Here is a 25,877-nt window from a genome sequence, read left to right on the forward strand (position 1 = left end):
CGGCGTCAGGCGGTGACGGGGCCGCCGGACGCGCCCTCGACGGCTTGGCGCAGCGCAGCGGCCAGGTCTTCGGCCGATCCCGGGTCGAGGTCGCCGACGGTGACGCGCACAGCCGGCCCGGCCTGCTGCCGGAAGCGCTGACCCGGAGCGACGGCCCAGCCGGCGGCGAGCAGCCCGGCCACGGCACGGGCCTCGTCGGGGACGGGTACCCAGACGTTCAGGCCGGTCGCGCCCGAGCCCGGCAGGCCGGCGGCCTCCAGCGCGTGGAGCAGCGCCGTGCGGCGCTCGTCGTACGTGTCCGCAGCGGTGGCGACGACCCGCGCGACGTCCGGGTCCGACCACAGCGCGACGGCGACGTGCTGCAGCAGCGTGCTGACCCAGCCCGAGCCGACCCGGAGCTGCCCCTCGACCCGGGCCACGGTCGCCTCGTCGCCCGCTACCAGCGCGAGGCGCAGGTCGGGCCCGTACGGCTTGGACAGCGAGCGCACGGACGCCCAGGCCGCGGTGACGCCGGCCAGGCTCGCGAGCGGCACCCGGGCCAGCTCGGCCGCGTGGTCGTCCTCGACGAGCAGCACGTCCGGGTGCGCGGCGAGGACCGTCCGGAGCCGGGCGGCGCGCTCCGGCGTCACGCGGGCGCCGGTCGGGTTCTGGGCGCGTGCCGTCACGACCACCGCCCGCGCCCCTTCGGCCAGGGCGCCGGCCAGGGCGCGCGGGTCCGGACCGGCGTCGTCGACCCGGACGGGCAGCGCGCGCAGCCCGGAGGCGGCGAGGAGGTCGAGCAGGTTCGGCCAGCCGGGGTCCTCCACCGCGACCGCGTCCCCGGGCGCCAGCCGCGCGAGCAGCACCCGGCGGATCGCGTCCAGGCCGCCGCCCGCGACCGTGAGGTGCGTGGCGTCGACGCCGTCGGCCACCAGCCGGGCGCGACCGAGCTCGGCGAGGGCGGGCAGCACCAGGTCGCCGGGCGCCGCCGCGGGCCCGCCCGGCACCGCCACCGCCTCGAGCCGGGGCAGCAGCGCGGCCGACGGCTGGCCCGAGGCGAGGTCGACGACGCCCTCCGGCACCGCCGGGCCGGTGCTGCGCGTCGCGAGGGCCGGGCGGGCGCGCACCCGGGTTCCCAGGCGCCCCCGGGTCTCCAGCAGACCCCGGGCCACGGCCGTCTTGTACGCGCTGGCCACCGTGCCGGGCGCCACGCCCAGCTCCGTGGCCAGCGCCCGGACGGTCGGCACCAGGTCACCGGCGACGAGCCCGCCGTCGCGGACCGCGGCCTCCAGGGACGCGAGGATCTCGGTTGCCGAGCGCCCAGCCAGGCGATAACGTTCTGTCACAATCACCAGATTGTACTAGAACATAAGGACGAGGGCCACCTGCGATGACCGCCGAGACGACCGGCACCTACACGCCGACCGACCGCACCACGCCCACCCGGTTGCGGGAGCGGGTCTCGTACGACCGCGAGGCGGTCCACGCGGTGCTGGACGAGGCGGTGCTGTGCCACGTCGCCTTCGTCGCCGACGGCCTGCCGGTGGTGCTCCCCCAGCTGCACGTGCGGGTGGGCGAGTCGCTCTACCTCCACGGTTCCACGGGGGCGCGGGCCATGCGCGGGTCGCGGGACGACGGCCTGGACGTCTGTGTGACGGTCACCCTCCTCGACGGGCTGGTGCTCGCCCGCTCGGCGTTCCACCACTCCGCGAACTACCGCTGCGTGGTCGCGCACGGGCGGGCGCACCTCGTCACCGACCCGGCGGAGAAGGACGAGGCGCTGCGGCACCTCGTCGACGCGATCGTGCCCGGCCGTTCCGACCACGTCCGCGGGCCGGACCGGCGCGAGCTCGCCGCGACCGCCCTGCTGCGGCTCGACCTCGAGGAGGTGTCGTACAAGCACCGCGCCGGCCCGCCGGGCGACGACGCAGAGGACCTCGACCTGCCGTGGTGGGCGGGCGTGCTGCCAGTGCGCGGTGCGGTCCCCGACGCGCCGGTGCCCGCGCCCGACCTGGCGCCAGGGATCGCCGTCCCCGACCACGTGCGCGGCTGGCGTCGCGGCTGAGCCGACCTGGCTACCGTGTCCGCGTGCACGCCCTCGTGGAGTGGTCCGGCTTCGTCGGCGCCTGGCTGCTGGTGGCCGGCCCGCTCTTCCAGGCCGCGGTCGAGCTCGACGAGCAGGGCGACCACCGTCGCGGCCTCACCCGGGCCTCGGACGCGGTCGGCCCGCCGCCGCGGCTGTCCCCGTGGTGGTGGCTGCTGCCGCCGGTCGCGTACGTCAAGCAGCGCCGGCGGCAGGCCGCCTACCGCGAGCGGATCATGGACGCGCTGACGACCGGCGAGCTCGAGGCCTTCATCGACCTCAGCAGCACCGCCACGGGCTGGGCGCTGGTCGCGTCGGGCGCCTTCTTCATCGCGGTCAAGGAGACCTGGGAGCTGCTCGAGACGTACGAGGCGCCGGCGTGGCTGCTGCCCGTGGTCCTCGTCCTCCTGCTGGCCCTCTGCGCCGCGTACACCGTCGTCCGGGTCCGGTGGGCCCACGGCGTGGTCGACGCGAAGCGGCGGGCCGCCGCGGGGGCCGCATGACGGACCCTGTCGCACCAGAGCCCGCTCCCGGCGCCGGTGATGAGGCCGACGCCGACGCCGTCGGCGCCGACGACCTCGCCCGGCTCGTCGACCGGGTGCCGCCGGGCTGGACCGAGGTCGCGTACGGCGGGCGCACCTGGGGGCTGAGCCGGACCGACCGGGCCGAGGGCCGCACGACGACGCTGTGGGCCGAGGAGCTCGGCGGGTTGGGGTTCGTCAGCGCGAACGTCTGGCGCACGAGCGGGGGCGAGGTGCTGCGCCCCTGCGAGATGCCGGCCGAGACCGTGCTCGACCTCCTGCGCGGCTGGACGCCGCACGAGGACGGGCAGGGCGACCACTAGCGTGCGCTGACGTGCCGCGCCCCCCGCAGGTCGTCGACGCCACGGGGTCCTCCTGGCGCCGGGTGGCACCGGCGATGTTCATGGTCGCGTGGGGCGGCAACCACTTCTCGCCGCTGCTGCTGCTCTACCGCGAGGTCGAGCGCTACTCGGCGGTGCAGGTCGACCTCTTCTTCGCCTTCTACGTCCTCGGGCTCGTGCCGGGCTTCCTGCTCACCGGGCCCGTCTCCGACCGGCTCGGGCGGCGCCCGCTCGTGGTCGCCGCCCTGGTCCTCGGCGTCGTCGGCAGCGTGGTCCTCGCGCTCGGCAGCGCGAGCCCGGTCGCCCTGTGCGCGGGCCGCTTCGTCAGCGGCGTGAGCGTGGCCACGGCGATGGTCGCCGGCACCACCTGGGTCAAGGAGCTCTCCGCTGCGGCCCCGCCCGGCCTCCGCGCCCGGCGGGCCGCGCTCACCCTCACCGTCGGCTTCGGCCTCGGCGCGGCGGTCGGTGCGGCCCTGGCCCAGTGGGGCCCCGCGCCGACGCTGCTCCCGTACGCCGTGCAGGTCGCGCTCTCCCTCGTCGCGGCGGTCCCGCTGCTCGGCAGCAGCGAGACGCGGCCGCGCGGTGCGCTGCCCGCCCGACCGCTGCGCGAGGAGCTGCACCTGCCCGCCGCCAGCCGGACACGGTTCCTGCGCGTCGTGGTCCCGATGGCGCCGTGGGTGTTCGGCGCACCCGCCCTGGCCTTCGTGGTCGGGCCCGCGCTGGTCGCCGGCCGCACCGCCGGGCAGACGGTCGCCTTCGCGGGCCTGGCCGCGGTCGTCACGCTGACCGCCGGGGCGGTGGTGCAGCCCCTCGTGCCGCGGCTCGCCCGCCTGGTCGCGGGGCGGCAGGCGGTCGTCGGCCTCGTCCTCGTCGCGGTGGCGACCGCCCTGCTCGCCGTCGACGTGAGCCTGCGCTCGGTCGCGCTCGCGCTCGTCGCCGCGGCGCTGCTCGGCGCCGCGTACGGGATCTGCATCCTCACCGGGCTGGTGGAGACGCAGGCGCTCGCCGACCCCGAACGGGTCGCCGGGCTGACCGGTGTCTACTACTCCCTCATCTACGTCGGCTTCGTGCTGCCCGTGGTGCTCTCCGAGCTCGTGGCCGTGGCCCCGGAACCCTTCCTGCTCGTCGCCGTCGCCGTCGTCTGCCTCGGCTGCGCAGCGGCCGTCGAGCGCGGGCTGCGGAGCACGCGCACACCCGCCTGAGGTCGCGCGCCCACGCCGGCCCTCAGGGGATCAGCAGCTGGCGCAGCGCGGTGCCGGCGGCGAGCTCGTCCAGGCTCGCGGCCGCCTCCTCCAGCGGGCGGCGCCGGCTGACGAGCTCGTCGAGCAGCAGGTCGCCGGCCAGGTAGGCGTCGACCAGCTGCGGGATGTCCCGGGCGGGGTCGATGCCGCCGTAGTTCGAGCCGAGGATGCGCTGCTCCTTCGCCACCAGCGTGCCCGCGTCGAAGGACGGCCGGACGCCGGCGGGCGGGATGCCGACCACGACGGCCGTGCCGCCCATGCCCAGCACGGCGACGCACTGCTCGGTCAGCACGCGGCCGCCGATCGCGTCGAAGGCGTAGTCGACGCCGTCCGGGAAGAGCTCGCGCACGACCTCCACCGTGTCGCTGGCGGAGGCGTCGACGACGTCGGTCGCGCCCAGCGTCCGGGCGAGCGCCGTCTTCTCGGCGCGCAGGTCGACGGCCACGATCCGCTCCGCCCCGGCCAGCCGGGCGCCCTGCACCACCGACAGCCCGACGCCGCCGCAGCCCAGGACGACCACGGTCGAGCCGGCCTCGACCTTGGCGGTGTTGCGGACCGCCCCGACGCCCGTCGCCACGCCGCAGCCGACGAGGGACACGACCTCGAGCGGCGCCGCCGGGTCGATCCTGATCGCGCCGGACGCCGGCACCACGGCCTCCTCCGCGAAGGCCGAGACGCCCATGTAGTGGTGGACGGTCCGCCCGCCCGCCGACAGGCGGCTGGTGCCGTCCTCGAGCACGCCGCCCCGCGAGACGACGCCGGAGGCGACCAGGCACTGGGCGGGGTGCCCGCGGCGGCAGGGCACGCACCGGCGGCACGGGGCGACCCAGGAGAGCACGACGTGGTCGCCGACCGACAGGGCGTCGACGCCCGGCCCCGTCTCGACCACCGTGCCGCTGCCCTCGTGGCCGAGGACGAGGGGCAGCGGCAGGGCCCAGTCGCCGTCGCGCACGTGCAGGTCGGAGTGGCAGACGCCGGCGGCGGCCAGGCGGACGCGCACCTCGCCCGCCCGCGGCGCCGCGAGGTCGACCTCCTCGACCGTGACCGGGGTGCCAGGAGCATGGAGGACTGCTGCGCGCACGGGAACCTCTCGAAGTGTCGGCGACGGACTGCTAACGTCCGCGCCGGAGCCTAGAGCATACGTATGCCGTAAGGAGCAGCCCGATGCGCGAGTACCTGCAGTTCTACGTGGACGGCCGATGGGTCGAGCCGTCGTCGACGGCCGTCCGCGACGTCGAGGACCCGGCGACCGAGGAGGTCGTCGGCCGCGTGGCCCTCGGCGACGCCCAGGACGTGGACGCCGCCGCGCGTGCCGCCCGTTCCGCGGCGCCCGGCTGGGCGGCCAGCACCCGCGAGGAGCGGCTGGAGGCGCTCGAGAGGGTCCAGGTCGAGTACGGCCGCCGCGCCGGCGACCTGGCCGCCGCGATCACCGCCGAGATGGGCGCGCCGGCGACGCTCGCCCGCGACGTCCACGTGCCGTCGGGCACCCAGCACCTGGCCATCGCCCTCGACGTGCTGCGGACCTACCCGTTCTCCGAGCAGCGCGGCGAGACCCTGCTCGTCCGCGAGCCCATCGGCGTGACCGGCCTCATCACACCCTGGAACTGGCCGCTGAACCAGATCATGTGCAAGGTCGCCCCCGCCCTGGCGACCGGCTGCACGGTGGTGCTCAAGCCGTCCGAGGCCGCGCCGTTCTCGGCCCACCTCTTCGCCGAGGCGCTCGACGCCGCCGGGCTGCCGCCCGGGGTGTTCAACCTCGTGCACGGCGACGGGCCGGGTGCCGGCAGCGCGCTCAGCCGTCACCCGGAGGTCGACATGGTGTCGTTCACCGGGTCGACGCGGGCCGGCGTCGAGGTGGCCCGGAACGCGGCGGACACGGTCAAGCGCGTCCACCAGGAGCTGGGCGGCAAGAGCCCGCTCGTCGTGCTCGACGACGACCTGCTGGCCGAGGGCGTGGCCCGTGGGGTGCGCGCCACGATGGTCAACTCGGGCCAGACCTGCAGCGCGCCCACCCGTCTGCTGGTGCCGCGCCACCGCCTCGACGAGGCCCTGGCGGTCGCCGCGGAGGTGGCCGACGGCCTGGTGGTCGGCGACCCGAACGGTCCCGTCGACCTCGGGCCCGTGGTCTCCGGAGCGCAGTGGCACAAGGTGCAGGGGCTGGTCGAGAGCGGTCTCGCGGAGGGCGCCCGGCTCGTGGCCGGCGGGCCTGGCCGCCCCGACGGGCTGACCCGCGGCCACTTCGTCCGCCCGACGGTCCTGGCTGGCGTCACCCCCACCATGAGGGTCGCCCGGGAGGAGGTCTTCGGCCCGGTGCTCGTCGTCCTCGCCTACGACGACCTCGACGAGGCGGTCCGCCTCGCCAACGACACCGACTACGGGCTCGCGGCGTACGTCTCCGGCGGCGACCTGGACCTCGCGCGACGGCTCGCCGGCCGGCTCGTGGCTGGCCAGGTCTCCATCAACGGCGCCTACGACCTCGCCGCGCCCTTCGGGGGCTACCGCCGCAGCGGCAACGGCCGCGAGTGCGGGGAGCTCGCCTTCGCGGAGTTCCTCGAGACCAAGGCCGTCATGGGCTACGGGTCCGCGGCCGCCTGACGACCGCGTGGCCCGGTGGCGCGCGGTTCCTGCGCTGCCAGGCATGACACCGGTGCCGCCGATCGGTCGCCCACGACCCTTGAGATTGAGATCACAAGCAGCAGAATCTTCGACGACTTGGACCATCGGCGCCCGCCTCCGGTACTGTACGGAGCGGCTGGGGGGGTCAAAACAGGCGACTCAGCCTTTCGGGGGCTGAGAGACCAGGTCCGGCACCGCACCCGCGGTGCCCCGACGGAAGGCTCTATGAGCGCGTTGTCCGTGCCTCTGCGCCACGCCGAGGGCACATACGTCCCCCAGGCCCCCGGTGAGTCCGGGAGCCAGGTGGCTCCCGCGTGCATGCTCGACGAGATCCCCCGCGGCGCCAAGGTGCTGTGGGTGACCTCGACCGGCGGCCACCTCGCCGAGCTGAACCTGATCGCCGAGCGCGTGCAGCCCTCGGCCGGTTCGCGGTGGGTCACCTTCGAGACCGCTCAGAGCGTCGACGCGCTCCGGGACCGTCCGCACCTCTTCGTCGACTACGTGTCGCCCCGCGACGTGCGTGCCGCCGTCCGCGCCGCCCGCAAGGTCCTGCCGCTGCTGCGCCGCGAGCGCTTCGACGCGTGCGTGAGCACCGGCGCCGGCGTGGCCGCGACGATCCTGCCGCTGGCGGCCTGGAGCGGCATCCCCACCTACTACGTCGAGAGCCTGGCCCGTCCGCACGGCCCGTCGACCACCGGGCGGATCCTCGCTCACGTCCCGCGCGTCCGGACCGCCACCCAGTACACCTCCTGGACCGGGCACCGCTGGTCGTACGCCGGCAGCATCCTCCAGGACTGGACCGTGGAGCAGGGCCCCGTCGAGGACGGTCCGCTCAAGATCCTCGTCACGCTCGGCACCATCGCGCCGTACCGCTTCGACCGCGCGGTCGACGCCGTGCTGTCGATGCTCCGCCCGGGTGACGAGGTCGTCTGGCAGCTGGGCTCGACCACCCGGACCGACCTGCCGGGCGAGGTCCACGAGCAGGTCAGCGTCGAGCACCTCAACGCGCTCTCGAGCGCGGCCGACGTGGTCGTCGCGCACAGCGGCGTCGGCTCGGTGCTGCAGCAGTTCAGCCTGGGCAAGAGCCCGGTGCTGGCCGTGCGCCAGGCCGGTCACGACGAGCACGTCGACGACCACCAGGCCGGGCTCGCGGAGGCGCTGTCGGAGCGCGGGCTGGCCGGCGTCCTCGATCTCGCCCACCCGTCGCGCCAGACGCTGGTGCAGGCCGCCGCACGTCGCGTCGTCCCGCCGCAGACCTTCTAGCGCACCTGCTCGACCCCGGGCGGCACCGCCACCCACGCACCGCTCTCCGAGAGCCCGTCACCCAGAGGTGGCGGGCTCTCGCCGTTCCGAGCCGCCGGACGGCCGGGTCAGGGTCGTCAGGGTCAGCGGGCGGGGACGAGCACCGCGGCGAGCCGGTCGACCGCGTCCGCGACCTCGCCGAACGCCCGCTCGTACGCCTGCTGGTCGCGCCCGTACGGGTCGGCGATGTCGTCCTGGCGCGGGTCGCGCACGAACGCGCGACGGGCGGTGGCGACGGGCAGCGCGGCCTCGAGCCGCTCCCCCACCCCGGCCTCGGGCAGCGCGTCCGCTCCGGCGCCGTCCAGCAGCCGCGCGAGCTCCCGGAGCGTGAAGACCCGCCGGACCACGGCGGGGACCAGCGCGGCGACCTTCGAGCGCTGGCGCGCCGTCATCGTCAGCACCACGTCGGCGTCGCGCACGTGGGCGGGCACCAGCTGACGTGCCCGGAAGTCACCGCTGCTCAGCCCGCGGGCGGCGAGCAGGGCCTCCATCGGCTCCGCGACCGGCGCCCCCACGACCGCGCGGGTGCCGGCGGAACCGACGTCCACGCCGGGGCCGAGCGCCCGCGCGAGCAGCACCTCGGCCGTGGGCGAGCGGCAGATGTTGCCCTCGCAGACGCAGAGCACGCGAAAGGGGCGGCCACCGGCCGCCCCTCCCGTCGTGCTCATGCCCTGCTCAAGCCCTGCTCGTCCGCGCCACGTCCAGCATCACCCGCGGGCGTGCTCGACCTCCTTGTCGGCGTCGCTCGCCGCCCGGGCCTCGGCGCGACGGGCGGGGACGGACGCCCCGGTCTGCGCCCCGCGCTGGGAGTAGGTGTAGCCGTACTCGTACGGGCCGAAGTTGTGGGCCGCGACCTTGTTGAGCACGATCCCGGAAACGTGCACGCCGGCGGTCGAGAGCGACTCGAGGGCCGCACGCAGCTGCGTGCGGTGCAGGCGGTCGGCGCCGGCCACGAGGAGCGTGGTCCCGGCGAGCCGGCCGAGGATCGCCCCGTCGGTCACCGGCAGCAGCGGCGGGCTGTCGAGGACGACCATGTCGAACTGCGCCGTCAGGCGCTCCAGGAGCTCGGCCATCGCGCCCGAGCCGAGCAGCTCGCTCGGGTTCGGCGGAACCTGCCCGGCCGGCAGCACGCGCAGCGAGGTGTCGCCGTACGGCTGCAGCACGTCGTCGAGGTTGGCCTCGCCGATGAGCACGGTGGTGAGGCCCACCGAACCCTCGATGCCGGCGAAGCGGGCCAGGCTCGGACGACGCAGGTCGGCGTCGACGAGCGCGACGGACAGGCCGGCGTCGGCGAGCGACAGGGCGAGGTTCAGCGCCGCGGTCGTCTTGCCCTCGCCCGGGATGGAGGAGGTGACGACGACGGAGCGGGAGTGCTCGGCGGCCTCGACGAACTGCAGGTTGGTCCGCACCCGGCGCAGGGCCTCGGACCGCACGCTCAGCGGGTCGTCGCGGATGACGACCGGGTGGGCGTCGGCGTCGGAGTCGAAGGGCACGACACCGAGGACCGGCACGTCGGTGACCTGCTCGAGGTCGGTCTCGTTGCGGACGCCGGTGTCGAGCAGGCGCCGGACGATGGCGACCGCGATGCCGAGCAGGAGGCCGAGGATGAGGCCGGCCGCGATGTTGCGCAGGATGTTCGGCGAGGACTGGCCGGTCGGCAGCTGGGCCGGCGACAGGATCGTCGCCTTCACGGCCTGCGAGCCGTCCTGGCGGCGCGGCGACAGGTCGCTCGCGACCGAGGCGAGCTGCTCGCCGACCGCGTTGGCGATGTCGGCGGCGCGCTGCGGGTTCGTGTCGTTCACCGTCACCTGGATGATGACCGTGTCGGTCGGCGCGTACGCGGACACCTGCTGCGCGAGACCGTCCGGCGTCGTCTGCAGGCCCAGCTTGCTGATCACCGGCTGCAGCACGAGCGGCGAGGTCGCCACCTGCGCGTACGAGGTCAGCTGGTTCTCGGCGAAGGTCGAGCCCTGCGCGAGGTCGCTACCGGTCGTGGCGCCCTGCACGCCGAAGAACAGCCGCGTCGACGCCGTGTACTGCGGCGTCAGTGCGAAGGTGACCCCGGCCGCGACCGCGACGGTCGCCAGGGTGATGACGAGGATGCTGATCCAGCGTCGCTGCAGGACTTTGAGGTAGCCGCGCAGGTCCATGTGGTGTGAGCCTTTCGAGTGCACCAGGGTGGTGTCCGGGGGAGAGTCTGTCACAGCTCGAGGACCTCGCCGTCCTGCTCGGCGCTGTTCGTGCCGTCTGCGTATACACCCAAGCACCTCGAGGGCGGGAGGTGGGCCCCCTCCGACGGCCCGCGTGACCGATGTCTCAGTTTTACCGCGATCCGCACGACGTGGTTGAATCTTGGCCGACGGCACGGCCGCGGGTGCGCCCGCAGGTTGGGTGCCGGCCTCGTCGAGGAGGCGCCACCGACGTCCCGCTCCCGGGACGACCACCGAGGGCCTCCGCGCCCGCGGCGCCCACTCGGCCGAGTGCCAACGAAAGGACCGTGCGTGCCCGACCCCCAGGCACCCCCCGCCCGCGTCGACCGCCTGATCGTCCACCAGTTCGACCCCGCGCGCTCGTCGCCCGGCGGCATCGACACCTGCCTGCGCGGCATGACCCGCTACCTCCCCGAGGACGCCGAGGTCGCCGTCGTCGGCGTCGACACGGGCGTCGGGCACCCCGGTCGTGAGCTGGGCCGCTGGGAGCGTCACGACCTCGGCGAGGGCCGCTCCTTCTGGTTCCTGCCGGTCGCCGCGCTCGACCCCGCCGAGGGCGCCCGCCGCGTCCCGCACGCCGCCCGCCTGATGGCCGGCCTGGCCCGCTACCGCAGCCGCGTGCCCCAGGCCCGCGTCGTCCAGGTGCACAGCCTCAACTCCGCCCTCGGGACGCGCGTCCTGCTCCGGCGGCCGCAGGCGTACTTCATCCACACCCAGGACCACGGCCTCACCGGCGCCACGTCCGACTCGTTCTGGCGCTTCGCCGCCGACGCCTACTCCGCCCTCGAGCGGCGCACGGTCGGCGCCGCCCGCGACGTGGTCGTCTTCAACGAGGACTACGCCGGCACGGTGCGCGGCTGGAACCCGCGGGCGCGCTTCTCCCCCACGTGGTTCGACCCGGCCCTCATCACGAACCTGCCGGACGCCGAGCGCGACCCGCACCACGTCGTGTGGGTCGGGCGCATGGAGGTCCCGAAGGACCCGGCGCTGGCCGTCTCCGCCTTCGCCGCGCTCGTCGAGGCCGACCCGGGATCGCCCTGGCGCCTCGACCTCCTCGGCCAGGGCTCGCTGCTCGAGCCGGTGCGCCAGCAGGTGGCCGCGCTGCCCGCCGCGACGGCGGAGCGCATCACCGTGGCCGGGCGCGTCGCGCCGCCGGAGGTCGCCCGCCGGATGGGCACGGCCGGCGTCTTCCTGATGACCTCGCACCCCGGCTACGAGGGTTACCCCCGCGTGCTGGTCGAGGCCATGGCCTCGGGCCTGCCCGCGGTCGTGACGGACGGCTCCGACACCGGCGGCCTCGTGGTCGACGGCAAGACCGGCTACGTCACCGACCGCGACCCGGCGACGATCGCCGCCCGCGTGCGGGAGGCGGCGGGCCTCGAGCGCTCGGTCGTCCGCGACGCGGTGGCCGACCTCAGCGCACCGGTGCTCATCGAGCGCATCTACTCGATCCCCGCCGCCTGAGCCGGTCGCGCCGTCTCCCACCCCTTCACGACCCCTCTGATTCCCGACCCTCTGACGTGACCCAGACGTGACGTCACCCACCGAAGCGAGGAACCCCCGATGAGAGCACTCGTGACCGGCGTCGCCGGTTTCGTGGGCAGCAACCTGGCCAGTCAGCTGCTGAAGCAGGGTCACGAGGTCGTCGGCATCGACGTGCTGACCGACTACTACGAGGTCTCGATCAAGCGCGACAACCTCGCCTCGATCCCCCAGGACGGCTTCACCTTCCACGAGGCCGACCTGAACACCGCCGACCTCAGTGCCCTCCTGGCCGACGTCGACTGGGTCTTCCACGAGGCCGGCCAGCCCGGCGTGCGGATGTCGTGGGGCAAGGACTTCGCGGTCTACGTCCGCCAGAACATCGAGGCGACGCAGCGGCTGCTCGAGGCGGCGAAGGACGCGCCGAACCTCAAGCGCCTCGTGTACGCGTCGTCGTCGTCGGTCTACGGCAACGCGGAGCGCTACCCCACCTCCGAGGACGACCGGCCGCAGCCGGTCAGCCCGTACGGGGTGAGCAAGCTGGCCGCCGAGCACCTCTGCTCGCTCTACGCCGCCAACTTCGGCGTCCCGACCGTCTCGCTGCGCTACTTCACGGTCTACGGCCCCGGGCAGCGCACGGACATGGCGTTCACGCGCTTCGTGCGCGCGGCCGTGCTCGACGAGACCATCACGATCTACGGCACCGGCGAGCAGATCCGCGACTTCACCTTCGTCGACGACGTGGTGGCGGCGAACATCGCGGCCGCCAGCCGCGACGACGTGGCGCCGGGCACCGTGCTCAACGTGGCCGGCGGCTCGAACGTCTCCGTCAACGAGACGCTCGCCATCATCGAGAACCTCAACGGGCGGCCGCTGAAGGTCGAGCACGCCGAGGTGGTCAAGGGCGACGTGTTCCGCACCGGTGGCGACACGACCAAGATCAGCCAGGTCCTCGGCTGGAAGCCCGAGGTCACCATCGAGCAGGGCCTCGCCCGCCACCTCGCCTGGGCCCAGCAGACGTTCGGCGCGCAGGCGTGACCGACGCGGTCGCCCCCGCGCCGGCCGGCACCGCGTCCGGGCTGAAGGTCGGGCTGCTGCTGCCGAGCCTGTCCGGCGGCGGCGCGGAGTTCGTCGCGGTCCAGTGGGCCGAGCACCTGGCCCGCCAGGGGCACCGGCCGACCCTGCTCACCACGCACCAGCCGGACGCCACCCACCCGGACGTCCCGGTCGTCGCGCTGCGTGCGTCGTCGTTCCCGGCGCGCGTGCGGGCCCTGCGGAGCCACGTCGCCGAGGCGCGCTACGACGTCCTCATGGGGCTCATGCCCCACTGGAACCTGCTCGTCCTGCTCGCGACCCGGGGGCTCTCCGGCGCCCCGGCCACCGTGATCAGCGGCCGGAACGTCGAGGCGCCGCTGCGCCGCATCCACGGCCTGTCGTACAAGGTCGAGCTCGGGCTCGCGCACCGGCTCTACCGCTCCGCCGACGCCTACGTGGCCATCTCGCACCCCGTCGCCGCCGAGGCCGCGGGCGTGTACTCGCTCGACCCGGACCGCGTCTGGGTCGTGCCCAACCCGGCGACCGGCAAGGATCCGGCCCGTGCCGCCGCGGCCCGGGCCGAGGCGCGTGCGCAGGTGGGCACCGGTGACGGCCGCAGCGTGACGCTGACGATCCCCGCCCGGCTCGTCCCGCAGAAGCGCCCCGTGCTCGCCGTCGAGACGGCCGCGCTGCTGCGCGAGCGCGACGGGCTCGACGCCAGGGTCGACTTCTTCGGCAAGGGCCCGCTCGAGGCCGAGGTGCGGGCCGCGGCCGAGCGCCTGGGCGTGCCGGTCACGTTCCGCGGATGGGTCACCAGCTGGTTCGACGAGGCCGAGCCCGACGCCGTCGTCCTGCTCACGTCGGCCGCGGAGGGCTTCGCGAACGTCCTCGTGGAGGCCGCCGCCGCCGGGATCCCGAGCGTCGCGTCCTCGCGCGCGCTCGGCAGCGCCGACGCGATCGTCCCGCACGTGACCGGTGAGTTCGCGATCGGCGCGGAGCCGGCGGACTACGCCGACGCCGTGCTCGCCGCGCGCGGCCTCGCCCCGGTGTCCCAGCCTGCGTGGCTCGAGCGCTTCTCCCCCGCCGAGAGCGGCCGCGCGCTGGAGCACGTGTTCCGCAGCATCACCGCCGCACGCGCCTAGCACCCGTACGCCGCACAGCCCCCCGCCGCACGACCCGTCGCACACGCCCGTCGCACACGCCCGTCGCACAGCCCCGCCGGTCGCCGACCGGCGGGGCTGCGTCGTCCCGGGTGCGCTCGGCGCGTCAGGCGCGCTCGAGGAGACCCCGCGCGATGCCGTACAGGCGCTCGCCGTAGGCGGCCGCGGAGAACCGCTCGGCCACGTCGGCCTGGGCGGCCTCGCCGAGGCGGCGACGCAGGTCGGCGTCGGTCACCGCGGCGTTGACCGCCTCGGCGAGCGCGCCGGCGTCGTCGGCGGGCGGGACCAGGCCGGTCACGTCCGGCCGGACGTGGTCCAGGACGCCGGGAGCCTCGGGCACGACGACGGTCTGGCCGAGGCCCATGGCGCCGAGGTACGTCTTCTGCCCGCCGCTGCGCTGGGCGTCGGCGACGAGCGGCACCACGGCGACCTGGGCCTGGACGGCCAGCCGGAGGAACTCGTCCTGCCCCACGGGACCGGCGACGACGTTCGACGGCAGGCTCGAGGGCACCGGCAGCCGGGTGGCGATCCGGACGGTGCCCTGCACGGCCTCGGCCGCCTCGAGCAGGGGCCGGTAGTCGCGCAGCGAGTCCCCACCGGCGAAGACGGCCGGGGGTTCGGCGCCGGCCGGCGCCGGTGCGGCGTCGCGGGCGTCGCGCAGGGCCCCGAGGTTGCTCGCCCAGTAGGGCGTGACGTGCACGTTCGCCTCCTCGATGCCCCAGAAGGGCGGGAACCGTCGCCCCTCCTCGCTGGACAGGACGCAGCAGTGGATGTTCGGGGCCCGCAGCCGGCCGATCGCGAGCCGGGTCACCCGCCGGCCGTGGCGGGCGGGACGGTCCACGCCCACCGGGCGCTCGGTCCGGAAGACCCGGTCGAGGGCGCGGCTGCCGGGCTCCCAGGTGCAGTCGGCGAGCACGACGGGGCGGCGGGGGTAGCGGGAGGCGAAGACCCGTGCCGCGACGAGCTGGTCGTAGCGGGTACCGAGCGAGACCGACCCGCTCAGGACGACGGCGTCGGCGTCGGCGGCCTTCTCGAGCCACGCGGAGAGCCGGCTGCGCAGCGAGCGGCCACCGGAGGCCATCCGGTGGTGGACGACGTCCTCGCCCGGGACGATCGAGGTGCTGAGGATCTGCATGGGGGTCCGTCCGTCGGGGGAGGCCGGCCCCGGGCGGCAGCCCGGACCCGCGCCGGCCCTGGCGCGCCAGAACCCTACCGGGCCGCCGTCCTCGGGGCCATTCGGCGAGGCGCTCGGAACCGCCCTCCCCTGGCCGTCGGCCGCCTGAAAATCCTGCCGTCGTTCTGAAACCTGCTGGGACCCGCCGATGGTCCGGACCCTGAGAACAAGGCGCAGCAGGGCCTGAGAAAGGCCCGGAGAAGAACGGGTTCCAGGGATCGTTACAGGGGCGGGATCACAAGATGCCAAGCGACGTTGAGCCTCGTCTCAGACATGAAAAGCCCTTTGAACCTGAGGCCCCGCCTCATCTCTGAATCTTCAACCAATCGCCGAAACCGGCCGATCCGGCTTGCCTACGATCTGCCTGCTGGCAAGGAGAAAGCCCGGTCCACGGACCCTCTCCGAGCCCTCGGGGGATTGTCATCAGGTCGAGAGCCGGTCGTCCGGCTCGGTCGTTCGAAAGGCCCCACCCATGCGCTCAGCTTCTGTTGGCATGCCCGGAATCCCTGCTCCGGCACGGATCGCTGCCACCAGCGCGCTCGTCGTCCTCGCCCTCGCGGGCAGCCTGCTGGTGCCGGTCGAGGCCCACGCGGCCGACGCGGGGGTGCTGCCCGGCCGCTACGAGAACACGGCCGCGGCGATCACGTACACGGGGGCCTGGACCACGGCGACCTCGTCCACGGACTCCGGCGGCTCGTACGCGACCCTGAACGCGGACGGCAACGCGCAGGTCACCTTCACCGGCACCGGCGTCACCTGGGGCACCCGCGTCAACAACTACTCCGGGACCGCGGACGTCTACCTCGACGGCGTGAAGAAGACCACCGTCGACCTGTACTCCGCGACCAGCAAGACCAAGCAGTCCGTCTGGTCGGCCTCGGGCCTGGCCGACGGCAACCACACGCTCAAGATCGTCCGCACCGGTGCCAAGAACGACAGCTCCATCGGGCGCAACGTCACCGTCGACTACATCGACGTCGTCGACGCCAGCGCGCCCTCCACCCCGACCGGCCTCAGCGCGTCGGCGTCGGGCACCTCGGCCACCCTCGGCTGGACGGCGAGCCCCGAGGCCGACGTCGCCGGCTACAACGTCTACCGCGCCACCGGCACGGGCACCGCCAGCAAGATCACCTCCGACCCGGTGACCGCCACGACGCTCGTCGACGACGGCCTGGCCGCCGGCTCGACCTACGGCTACCAGGTCAGCGCCGTCGACCGCGCGGGCAACGAGTCGCCGCGCACCTCCGCCGCGACCGTGACCGTCGCCGCCCCCACGCCGACCCCGACCCCGACCCCCACCCCGACGCCGACCCCCACGCCCATGCCCACGCCCACACCGACGCAGGCACCGGCGCCCACCGGCCCGGTGGTCGGCCAGGGGACGTACGAGAACGACGACCCGGCGATCACGTTCAACGGCACCTGGACCAAGGTCGCCTCCAACCAGGACTCGGGCGGCTCGAGCGGCAGCCTCGGCACGGCGGGCTACGCGGAGCTCTCCTTCAACACCTCCGGCATCCGCTGGATCGCCCGCAAGAACACCTACTCCGGCATCGCGGACGTCTACCTCGACGGGACCAAGGTCACCTCGGTCGACCTCTACTCCGCCACGACCAAGGTCCAGCAGGTCGTCTACGAGGTCACCGGCCTGCCGGAGACGACCCACACGATCCGCATCGTCCGGACCGGCACCAAGAACGCGTCCTCGACGAGCCCGAACATCATGCTCGACGCCTTCGTGGCCCCTGACGTCCACGAGCCGGGCGCCCCGACCGGCGTCACCACCTCGTTCGCGGGCACCGCGGCCACCGTCAGCTGGCCGGCCAACCCCGAGCCCGACGTCGCCGGCTACAACGTGTTCCGCCAGACCGGGAGCGGCTCGTTCACCAAGGTCAACGCCAGCCTGCTCAAGACCACCAGCCTCGTCGACGACGGCCTCGCCCCCGGCACGCCGTACGCCTACCAGGTCAGCGCCGTCGACACGAGCAACCTCGAGTCCGCCCGCAGCGCCTCGGCCTTCCTCACCACGCCCATCAACGCGGTCGGCCAGGGCACCTACGAGAACGACGACCCGGCCGTCACCCTCAACGGGACCTGGACCAGGACCGCGTCGGCCTCCGACTCCGGCGGCTCGACCAGCACCCTCAGCGGCGCCGGCTACGCCGAGATCTCGTTCAAGTCCTCCGGCATCCGCTTCATCACCCGCACCAACACCTACTCCGGCATCGCCGACGTCTACGTCGACGGCGTCAAGCAGACCTCCGTCGACCTCTACTCCTCGACCACGAAGACGCAGCAGGTCGTCTACGAGGTCAGCGGCCTGCCGCTGATGAACCACACCCTCCGCGTCGTGCGGACCGGTACCAAGAACGCCAGCTCCACGAGCACGGGCATCATGATCGACGCCTTCGCCGTCACCGACACCGAGGCGCCGACCGCCCCCACCGGCGTCACGACCTCCTTCGCCGGCACCGCCGCGACGGTCACCTGGCCCGCCAACCCCGAGGGCGACGTCGCCGGCTACAACGTCTTCCGCGCCACGGGCGACGGGGCCTTCGGCAAGGTCTCGACCGGCCTGGTCAAGGCGACGAGCTTCGTCGACGACGGCCTCGCCCCCGGCACGGCGTACGCCTACCAGGTCAGCGCCGTCGACACGACCGGCAACGAGTCCGACCGCAGCGCGGCCGCGACGCTCACCACCCCGATCAACGCGGTCGGCCAGGGCACCTACGAGAACGACAACCCGGCCGTCACGCTGAACGGCGCGTGGAGCATCGTCTCGTCCAGCCTGGACTCCGGCGGCTCGACCAGCAGCCTGACCGGCGCCGGCTACGCCGAGATCTCCTTCACGACCTCCGGCATCCGCTGGGTCAGCCGTACCAACACCTACTCCGGCATCGCCGACGTCTACCTCGACGGCGTCAAGCAGACCTCCGTCGACCTGTACTCCTCGGCCACCAAGGTCCAGCAGGTCGTCTACGAGGCCACCGGCCTGCCCGAGACGAACCACACCCTCCGCGTCGTGCGGACCGGCACCAAGAACGCCAGCTCCACCGGTTCCGCGATCATGCTCGACTCCTTCGTCGCCCCCGACATCCACGAGCCGACGGCCCCGACCGGGGTGAGCGCGTCCTTCGCGGGCACCGCCGCCACCGTCACCTGGCCGGCCAACCCCGAGCCCGACGTCGCCGGCTACAACCTGTTCCGCCAGACCGGTGCCGGCGACTTCACCAAGATCTCGAGCGGCCTGCTCAAGACGACGAGCTTCGTCGACGACGGCCTCGCCCCCGGCACGGCGTACGCCTACAAGGTCAGCGCCGTCGACACGAGCGCCAACGAGTCCGACCGCAGCGCGGCCGCGACGCTCACCACCCCGATCAACGCGGTCGGCCAGGGCACCTACGAGAACGACAACCCGGCCGTCACGCTGAACGGCAGCTGGAGCGTCGTGCCCTCCAACCAGGACTCCGGCGGCTCGACCAGCACCCTGACCGGCGCCGGCTACGCCGAGATCTCCTTCACCACCTCCGGCATCCGCTGGATCACCCGGTTCAACAGCTACTCCGGCATCGCCGACGTCTACCTCGACGGCGTCAAGCAGACCTCGGTCGACCTCTACTCCTCCACCACCAAGGTCCAGCAGGTGGCGTACGAGGCCACCGGGCTGAGCGAGACGCCGCACACCCTCCGCATCGTGCGGACCGGCACCAAGAACGCCAGCTCCAGCAGCACCGGGATCATGACCGACGCCTTCGTCGCCCCGGACATCCACGCGCCGGGCGCCCCGAGCGGGCTCCAGGCGAACCTCAACGGCATCGACGCGGTCCTGACGTGGGCGGCCAACCCCGAGCCGGACGTCGCGGGCTACCGGATCTTCAAGACCGGCGGCACCACGACGGACCGCACCCAGATCGGCACCACCACCGCCGACGTGCTCACCTTCACCGACCCGGCCCGCCGTCCCGGGGTCGTCTACACCTACGACGTCGTCGCGGTCGACACCTCGTCCAACGCCTCCGACCCCTCCGACACCGCGTCGGTGATGGTGCCGATGGCCGCCCAGCCCGCCGGCGTCTACGAGAACGACGACCCGGCCCTGGTCCTCAACGGTTCCTGGTCGGTCGTCACCTCGACGATGGACTCGGGCGGCTCGTACGCGGCGCTCAACACCGCCGGCTTCGCCCAGATCTCCTTCAGCACCTCCGGGATCCGCTGGGTCTCGCGGACCAACAGCTACTCCGGCATCGCCGACGTCTACCTCGACGGCGTGAAGCAGGCCCCGGTCGACCTCTACTCCCCCACGACGAAGTACCAGCAGGTCGTGTACGAGGCCACCGGGCTGAGCGAGACGCCGCACACCCTGCGGATCGTGCGGACCGGCACCAAGAACGCCGCTTCCAGCAGCCCGGCGATCATGCTCGACTCCTTCGTGGCGCCGGACATCTACCCGCCGTCGGCCCCGACCGACGTGGTCGCGGCCCCCGGCCGGGGCAGCGCCTCCCTCGGCTGGACCGCGAGCCCGGAGAGCGACGTCGTCGGCTACCGCGTCTACCGCGGGGCGACCGACGGCAGCGACCTCACCGCGGTGAGCACCGCCCCGGTCACCCAGACGAGCTTCGTCGACGACGGGCTGCAGCCGGGCGCGACCTACCGCTACGCGGTGACCGCGCTGGACACGATGGGCAACGAGTCGCCCCGCTCGGCGACCACCGACGTGACCGTCACCTTCTCGCCGATGCCCGCGGGCGTCTACGAGGACGACGACACCGCCGACATCCTGCTCAAGGGCGGCTGGACCAGGACGGCCTCGACCGGGGCCGGCACGGACAGCGGCAGCTCGTTCTCCACGCTGAACGCCGACGGCTACGCCGAGATGTCCTTCTCCACCAGCGGCATCCGCTGGCTCGCCCGGACGAACAGCTCCTCGGGCCTCGCCGACGTCTACATCGACGGCGTGAAGAAGGCGACGGTTGACCTGTACTCCTCGACCACCCGCTACGCCCAGAACGTCTGGGAGATCACCGGCCTCCCCGAGACCGGCCACACGATCCGCATCGTCCGCACGGGCAACAAGAACGCCGACTCGGTCGGTCGCAACATCACCCTGGACGCGCTCGTGGCGCCCGACATCTACGCCCCCGCGGCGCCGACGTCGGTCAGGGCGAGCGGCATCCGGGCCGGAGCGAAGATCAGCTGGACGGCGAGCCCGGACACCGACGTGGCCTCCTACCGGGTCTTCCGCCGGGCGGCCGGGACGAGCACGGACGTCCTCGTCGGCACCACCACCGCCGACACCACGGCCTTCGCCAACGTGGGCCTGGCCGACGGCGGCAGCTACAGCTGGAGCGTCGTGGCCCGCGACTCGTGGGGCAACGACTCGGCGGCCTCGCTGCCCGCGTCGTTCACCAACGGCGGCGACCCGTACGCCTCCTTCCCGCAGCGCTACAGCACCTGCCCGACCGCGACGGTCACCGTCTCGACGCGCAGCCAGCTGCTCAACGCCATCGCCTCGGCCACGTCGGGCACCGTGATCCGGCTGAACCCGGGCACCTACGGCGCCAACTTCGACGTCTCGACCACGGCCACCCCGGACAAGCCGGTGTGGATCTGCGGGCCGCGCACGGCGATCGTCGACAACGGCGACATCACCAAGGGCTACGGCTTCCGGGTCAACGGCGCCTCCAACCTCGTCATCGCCGGCATGACCGTCCGCAACGTCCAGAAGGGGGTCGCGGTCCTCTACAGCAAGGGGGTCACGGTCGCCGACCTGCGGGTGGAGAAGATCGGTGACGAGGCCATCCACCTCAAGAACCAGACGACCGACAGCACGGTGATCGGGAACTCCGTGAACACCACCGGGCTGAACTCGCCGAACTACGGCGAGGGCGTCTACATCGGCACGGCGCAGGGCAACTGGTGCCTCTACAACAGCTGCAACCCCGACACCTCCGACCGCAACCTGGTGGCCTTCAACGACATCAGCGGCACGACCGCCGAGCCGATCGAGGCCAAGGCGGGCACCAGCGACGGCACGATGTGGAAGAACACCCTCGACGGCGCCGGCGTCACGTCCTCCGACAGCGACTCGCTGATCCAGGTCATGGGCAACCGCTGGGTCGTCGCCGGCAACATCGGCGGCCACAGCCCGAACAACGCCATCCAGGTCTGGAACACCAGCGACGACTACGGCTTCGGCAACATCGTCTACGGCAACAACATCGCCGACGCCATCCCCGGCTACGCGGTGCGGATGCCCTACAACGACGCCGCGGGCAACGTCGTCGGCTGCAGCAACAACGGTCCGGGCGCCGCGCTCGGCATGACGAACAAGACCTGCCAGAACTGACGGGCGGCTCCTGTCGGGGGAGATCGCCCCGTCCGTACGGGGGCTCCAGGCGACGGCACCGGGCGGCGACGCTGCCCGGTGCCGTCGTCGTCCCCGCCGGCCTGCGCCGCACCCGGCCCGGGCGGCGGGTCCGGTCGGCACGACCACCCGAGGTCTCCGTGACGGCGGACGGGACGGCCCGGCGGCACTACAGTGGCGCGCACGCCGCCGTCGCCGCCCGGGTCCTGCCCGGTCCCCGCCCTGTCCTGCCCCGTCCCCCCGAGGAGCACCTGTGCCGAGTCTCGTCCGACGGTTGCCGCGCTGGTGGCGGTGGCGGGCCCTGAGCGTCGTCAAGGGCAACGAGCAGGCCGCCCGTGAGCTCGGGGTGACCGTCGGCGAGGGCTGCCGCATCTACTCCCTGCAGATCAGCTCGGAGTGGGAGCTGCTGACCATCGGCGACCGGGTGACGGTCTCGAGCGACGTCCTCTTCATCACCCACGACGGCACGGGCTGGTTGTTCCGCGACGAGCAGGGCCGGCGCCACTACTCCCTCGCCCGCATCGAGATCGGCGACGACGTGTTCGTCGGGGCCCGGGCCACGATCATGCCCGGCGTCCGGATCGGCAACCGCTGCGTCGTCGCGGCCGGTTCCGTGGTCACCCGCTCGGTGCCCGACGGCCACGTCGTCGGGGGCAACCCGGCCAGGATCATCGGCACGTACGAGGCGCTCGGGGCGAAGGTCGCGCAGTGGCCGACGACCCGCGAGGTGGCCCCCGGCTTCAAGCCGGAGCTCGAACCCCGCCGGTGACATTGCCCACAGCCGCTCCGCGCCCGGCCGCCCTCACCCGGCCGGTCGTGCGGACCAGGTTGACACGTCCGGACCGGCCAGCGACGCTTGTCGCGCAGCGCGGAGCCGCCGACGTCCCCGACCGGGCTCGCGGCACCTCGTCGGCCGCGGGGGCGGCCGTCTCGAGAGCGCACCTCATCACGACCGAAGGCTGACCCATGTCGAACGTCCGCCCGGCGGCCACGAGCCCCGGAGCCGTCCTGGTGCCGGCCGCCCTCGTCGTCGTCGCCGTCCTCGCCCTGGGGGCGATCGCGGCGGCCTCGCCGACCACCACGCTGGTCGTCGTCGGCCTCGCGGTCCTCGTCGTCGCCGCCTCGCTGCCCACCTGGGTGCTGCCGAGCGTCAGCCTCTGGCTCTTCGCGCTCATCCCCGTGGGCTACCTGATCGGCGTGCCCAACGTCGTCGGCCGCTTCTACAGCCCCGCCGTCGTCGTCCTGATGATCTTCCTCGTCCGCGTCGTCGCGCGTCGGGGACGCCAGGCCTTCGTGCACTCGCTGCGCTGGCTCGTCCCCGTGTACGCCGTCCTGCTGGTGCTGTCGTACACCGGGCTCAGCCCGTCGCGCAGCGTCAACTGGCTCCTCGTCGTCGCCATCTGCATCGCGCTGCCCGCCGCGCTCGTCCCCTCGCTGGACGACAAGACCTCCGGCACGCTGCTGCGCTCGTGGTTCGTGCTCGGCATCGGCCTGGCGATCCTCGCGGTCATCGAGTCGCTGCTGCAGACCAACCCGCTCTCGGACTACTACAGCTTCGACCAGCACTGGGCGCTCTACCGGGTCAGCACCACCCTCGGCCACCCGCTGATGGCCGGCACCTTCTTCGCGGTGACCGCCGCCCTCGCGGCCTTCTCCATGACCCGCCAGGGCGCGCCCCGCCAGCTCGCCTTCGGCTGCTTCGTCCTGTGCGCCCTCGCCGCCGGCCTCACCGGCTCGCGCAGCGGCGTCTACGCCCTGGTCAGCGGCCTGGGCGTCGGGCTGGCGGTCACGCTGGTCTCCGGCCGCACGAGCCTGGCGAACAAGTTCCTCGGCGTCCTGCTCGGCACCGTGGCCCTGGTCGTGCTCCCGGCGCTGCCGACGATCGCCGGCCGGGCCAACAGCGCCGAGGGCACCGCCTCGAGCCTCTACCGCGACTACGTCGTCCGCCTGGCCGGGCGGCTGTTCCTCGAGCGCCCGGTCGTCGGCTACGGCCCCGGCAACTCCGCCACCGCGGCCATCCAGTCGGGCGCCAAGCTGCCGCTGGAGAACTCCGTGCTCGGCACGCTGGTCAGCGGCGGCGTCATCGGCACCGCGGCCCTGCTCGTGCTCGTCGTCGTGGTCCTCGTCCGCGTCGGCCGCAGCGGCCGGGCCGACGGGGTCGCGGCCATCGCCGCGTACGTCGTCGCCGGCGCCGCGTTCCCGCTGTGGGAGAGCAACCCGGCGGGCCTGGCGCTCGTCGGCCTCGTCGTCATCGCCACCCGTACGGCCGACGCCGCGCCCGGCACCGACCCGGTGGCCGAGGCCGACGCCGCGAAGGCGGTCGGCGGCCGTCGGACGACCCCGCAGCGGCCCGTGCTGGTCCGCAGCCGGCCCCAGCCGGTGGGCGTGCGTCGGTGATCAAGACCCGCGCCGACTACGAGCGCTACCTGCGCGACGACCTCACCGCGAACGGCCTGGCCCGCTGGAGCTTCCAGCAACGGTTCCGCAAGCCCGAGGTGCACTTCCTGCGCACACTGCGCCTCGTCGAGCACCTGCTCGCCCAGCCCGGCGCCGTCGCCCGGGCCCGGCGGTCCGTGGCCCGCTTCCGCCTGATGCGGCTCTCCGCCCGCCTGGGTCTGAGCATCCCCCCGAACGTCTTCGGCCCGGGCCTGGGCATCGCCCACTACGGCAGCATCGTCGTCAACTCCAAGGCCCGCGTCGGGGCCTGGTGCCGCATCAACTCCGCCACCAACATCGGCCTCGGCCCGAGCGGCGTCCCCACCATCGGCGACTACTGCTACATCGCGCCGGGCGCGGTCGTCTACGGCGGCATCACGGTGGGTGACCGGGTCGTCGTGGGCGCCAACGCGGTCGTCGGCCGCGACGTCCCCGACGGCGTCACCGTCGCCGGCGTGCCCGGCCGCGTGGTCTCGCAGTCCGACTCGTCGTCGATCATGCCGGACTTCGTGCCCGTCCCGCGGCCCACCGAGTCGTGAGCGCGACCGCGCCCGCACCGCGCGTCCGCTCCCGTTCCGACGTCCTCACCACCGGAGTCGCGGCGCTCGTCCTCTTCCCCGGCTTCGCCTTCTCCTTCGTCCTGTCCTGGCTCGTCGGCACCGCCCGCAGCGACGAGCTGCTGCTGGCCGCCTCGGTGTCGCTGACCCTGACGAACGTCGTCGGCAACGCGATCGAGGCCAACAGCGTCGCCGAGATGGGCCGCCTCATCGGCCGCGGAACGCCCCCGGGCCGCACCGTCCTGCGCTCGTACGCGCGCCGGATCCTGCTCTTCGCCCTCGCCTGCTGCGTGGCCGTGGGCGCGCCCCTGACCGTCGTGTACGCCTTCCGCCGGACCGACCCGCTGACGTTCGCGGCGCTGGCCGGGGTCATGCTCCTGATGGCGCTCGTCGGCGGCGTCTCGAGCGCGTTCTCCGGGCTCAACATCGCCCACGGCAAGGTCGCGCTGCCGATCAGCCTGCAGTCGCTGCGCACCCTGGTCCCGATCGTGCTGGTGCTGGCCTGGCCGACCGCTCCCCTGTTCGTGTACGCCGCGGGCTTCGTGCTCGGCGAGCTGGCGCGCCTGGCGATCCTCTACCGTTCCGCGCGGCGCCTGCCGACGAGCACCGAGGCCGACCCGCTGCCCACGCGCGGGCTGGTCTGGCAGTCCGCGTCCGCGCTGACGGCCCAGTCCGGACCGGTCACCGACCGCATCTTCCTGGCCCGTAGCCCCGTCGGGTCGCTGTCGGCGTACGAGATGGCCGACAAGCTGTTCTTCGCCGCGTCGCAGGTCGTCAACCTCGGCCTGGTCGTGCGCCGCCTCTCGCGCTGGGCACGCCTCCCGAGCTACGAGCCGGCCGCCGGGCGCGCGATGATCCGCAAGGACTTCGCGATCCTCTTCGCCGTCAACGTCGCCGTCGGGCTCGTCGGCTCCGGCGTCTGCCTGCTGGCCAGCACGTTCGACTTCCTGCCGCGCCCCTGGCTCCAGGGCCTGCGGTGGGGCGCGATCCTGTTCCTGTCGCTGCCGCTCAGCCTCTGCATCTCCTGCGGCGGGCGGATGCTCATCATCGCCCGGCGCCAGCGCCTGCTGGTCTGGTTCGCGGCGACGTTCGCCGTGCTCAACGCCCTGGCCGACTGGCTGTTCTTCGTGATGCTCGGCCCCATCGGCATCCCGGTGGCGACCGCGCTCGTCCGCCTGGTGTCCGCCGTCCTCTACCTGGTCGTCGTCACCCGCCTGCTGCCCTCGGTCATCGGCTCCGACCTGCCGCCGCCCGACCCCGACGAGTCCGCCGCCGCCGAGGCGTACGTCGAGGCCGAGTCCACCAGCGGCGACCGGGCCTGACCGAAGGTTCCGCGGGGTCGCAGGGCCGCGCTCTCCCGCACCGCACCGAGGCTC

18 protein-coding genes and 1 pseudogene are annotated in these 25,877 nt (G+C 73.8%); 14 read left to right on the forward strand and 5 right to left on the reverse strand.

What is annotated here, in order from left to right:
• Positions 1–5 precede the first annotated feature (5 nt).
• Positions 6–1,325: an aminotransferase class I/II-fold pyridoxal phosphate-dependent enzyme gene (locus BMY04_RS11435; RefSeq protein ID WP_091180024.1), complete on the reverse strand. Its 1,320-nt coding sequence runs from the start codon at positions 1,323–1,325 to the stop codon at positions 6–8.
• Between the two features lie 44 nt (positions 1,326–1,369).
• Between BMY04_RS11435 and BMY04_RS11440 the strand changes: the two genes are divergently transcribed.
• Genes BMY04_RS11440 through BMY04_RS11455 form a run of 4 tightly spaced genes read left to right on the forward strand, consistent with a single transcriptional unit; the run spans position 1,370 to position 4,126 of the window.
• Entirely contained in the window at positions 1,370–2,044 is a 675-nt protein-coding gene (locus BMY04_RS11440) for a pyridoxamine 5'-phosphate oxidase family protein (protein ID WP_091180028.1), read from the forward strand.
• Positions 2,045–2,067: 23 nt separating this feature from the next.
• Entirely contained in the window at positions 2,068–2,565 is a 498-nt protein-coding gene (locus tag BMY04_RS11445; protein ID WP_091180032.1) for a hypothetical protein, read from the forward strand.
• Positions 2,562–2,906: a hypothetical protein gene (locus BMY04_RS11450; RefSeq protein ID WP_232506300.1), complete on the forward strand. Its 345-nt coding sequence runs from the start codon at positions 2,562–2,564 to the stop codon at positions 2,904–2,906. Before BMY04_RS11445 ends, BMY04_RS11450 begins: the two co-directional genes overlap by 4 nt.
• 11 nt (positions 2,907–2,917) lie before the next feature.
• Positions 2,918–4,126, forward strand: coding sequence for an MFS transporter (locus BMY04_RS11455; protein ID WP_091180037.1), 1,209 nt, complete (start codon positions 2,918–2,920; stop codon positions 4,124–4,126).
• A gap of 22 nt (positions 4,127–4,148) precedes the next feature.
• Here the strand turns inward: BMY04_RS11455 and BMY04_RS11460 are convergent, their stop codons facing one another.
• Positions 4,149–5,246, reverse strand: a complete 1,098-nt coding sequence (locus tag BMY04_RS11460) for a Zn-dependent alcohol dehydrogenase (RefSeq protein WP_091180041.1) — start codon at positions 5,244–5,246, stop codon at positions 4,149–4,151.
• Positions 5,247–5,329: 83 nt separating this feature from the next.
• Between BMY04_RS11460 and BMY04_RS11465 the strand changes: the two genes are divergently transcribed.
• Together BMY04_RS11465 and BMY04_RS11470 are read left to right on the forward strand one after the other, a co-directional pair.
• Positions 5,330–6,760, forward strand: coding sequence for an aldehyde dehydrogenase family protein (locus tag BMY04_RS11465; RefSeq protein WP_091180046.1), 1,431 nt, complete (start codon positions 5,330–5,332; stop codon positions 6,758–6,760).
• A 246-nt stretch (positions 6,761–7,006) separates the two neighbouring features.
• Complete coding sequence (locus tag BMY04_RS11470; protein ID WP_139209828.1) at positions 7,007–8,044, forward strand: glycosyltransferase; 1,038 nt, start codon at positions 7,007–7,009, stop codon at positions 8,042–8,044.
• 122 nt (positions 8,045–8,166) lie between these two features.
• Here BMY04_RS11470 and BMY04_RS11475 read toward each other — a convergent pair whose 3' ends face one another.
• On the reverse strand, positions 8,167–8,751 hold the full coding sequence (locus tag BMY04_RS11475) for an arsenate reductase/protein-tyrosine-phosphatase family protein (protein ID WP_091180056.1): 585 nt from the start codon (positions 8,749–8,751) through the stop codon (positions 8,167–8,169).
• Between the two features lie 39 nt (positions 8,752–8,790).
• Complete coding sequence (locus BMY04_RS11480; RefSeq protein ID WP_091180059.1) at positions 8,791–10,233, reverse strand: tyrosine-protein kinase domain-containing protein; 1,443 nt, start codon at positions 10,231–10,233, stop codon at positions 8,791–8,793.
• Between the two features lie 351 nt (positions 10,234–10,584).
• Here BMY04_RS11480 and BMY04_RS11485 point away from each other — a divergent pair, with 351 nt between their 5' ends.
• From BMY04_RS11485 to BMY04_RS22760, 3 genes are all read left to right on the forward strand, one after another.
• The gene (locus tag BMY04_RS11485; RefSeq protein ID WP_091180062.1) at positions 10,585–11,757 is read left to right on the forward strand and encodes a glycosyltransferase family 4 protein; all 1,173 of its coding nucleotides are present in this window, start codon (positions 10,585–10,587) and stop codon (positions 11,755–11,757) included.
• A gap of 99 nt (positions 11,758–11,856) precedes the next feature.
• Entirely contained in the window at positions 11,857–12,813 is a 957-nt protein-coding gene (locus BMY04_RS11490; protein ID WP_091180065.1) for an NAD-dependent epimerase/dehydratase family protein, read from the forward strand.
• Positions 12,810–13,952, forward strand: coding sequence for a glycosyltransferase (locus BMY04_RS22760; protein ID WP_170854093.1), 1,143 nt, complete (start codon positions 12,810–12,812; stop codon positions 13,950–13,952). Before BMY04_RS11490 ends, BMY04_RS22760 begins: the two co-directional genes overlap by 4 nt.
• Positions 13,953–14,076: 124 nt before the next feature.
• On the opposite strand, the gene BMY04_RS11505 is transcribed toward BMY04_RS22760, so the two are convergent.
• Entirely contained in the window at positions 14,077–15,105 is a 1,029-nt protein-coding gene (locus BMY04_RS11505; RefSeq protein WP_091180070.1) for a glycosyltransferase, read from the reverse strand.
• Positions 15,106–15,637: 532 nt separating this feature from the next.
• Between BMY04_RS11505 and BMY04_RS11510 the strand changes: the two genes are divergently transcribed.
• From BMY04_RS11510 to BMY04_RS11530, 5 genes and pseudogenes are all read left to right on the forward strand, one after another.
• Positions 15,638–21,490 carry a fibronectin type III domain-containing protein gene (locus BMY04_RS11510; RefSeq protein WP_170854094.1) on the forward strand — a complete coding sequence of 1,951 codons (5,853 nt, stop codon included), beginning with the start codon at positions 15,638–15,640 and terminating at the stop codon, positions 21,488–21,490.
• Between the two features lie 541 nt (positions 21,491–22,031).
• A pseudogene (locus BMY04_RS23690) lies at positions 22,032–22,277 on the forward strand (DapH/DapD/GlmU-related protein); the annotation flags it as partial.
• Positions 22,278–22,474: 197 nt separating this feature from the next.
• Complete coding sequence (locus BMY04_RS11520) at positions 22,475–23,905, forward strand: O-antigen ligase family protein (protein WP_091180079.1); 1,431 nt, start codon at positions 22,475–22,477, stop codon at positions 23,903–23,905.
• A complete protein-coding gene (locus tag BMY04_RS23530) occupies positions 23,902–24,483 on the forward strand; it encodes a serine O-acetyltransferase (RefSeq protein ID WP_091180082.1) in 582 nt (193 codons plus the stop codon). Before BMY04_RS11520 ends, BMY04_RS23530 begins: the two co-directional genes overlap by 4 nt.
• Positions 24,480–25,823 (forward strand): hypothetical protein, encoded by a 1,344-nt coding sequence (locus BMY04_RS11530; RefSeq protein WP_091180085.1) that lies wholly within the window; start codon positions 24,480–24,482, stop codon positions 25,821–25,823. Before BMY04_RS23530 ends, BMY04_RS11530 begins: the two co-directional genes overlap by 4 nt.
• Positions 25,824–25,877 lie beyond the last annotated feature (54 nt).

The sequence above is a fragment of the Microlunatus flavus genome (assembly GCF_900110855.1).
In the GTDB taxonomy this organism is placed as follows: domain Bacteria; phylum Actinomycetota; class Actinomycetes; order Propionibacteriales; family Propionibacteriaceae; genus Microlunatus; species Microlunatus flavus.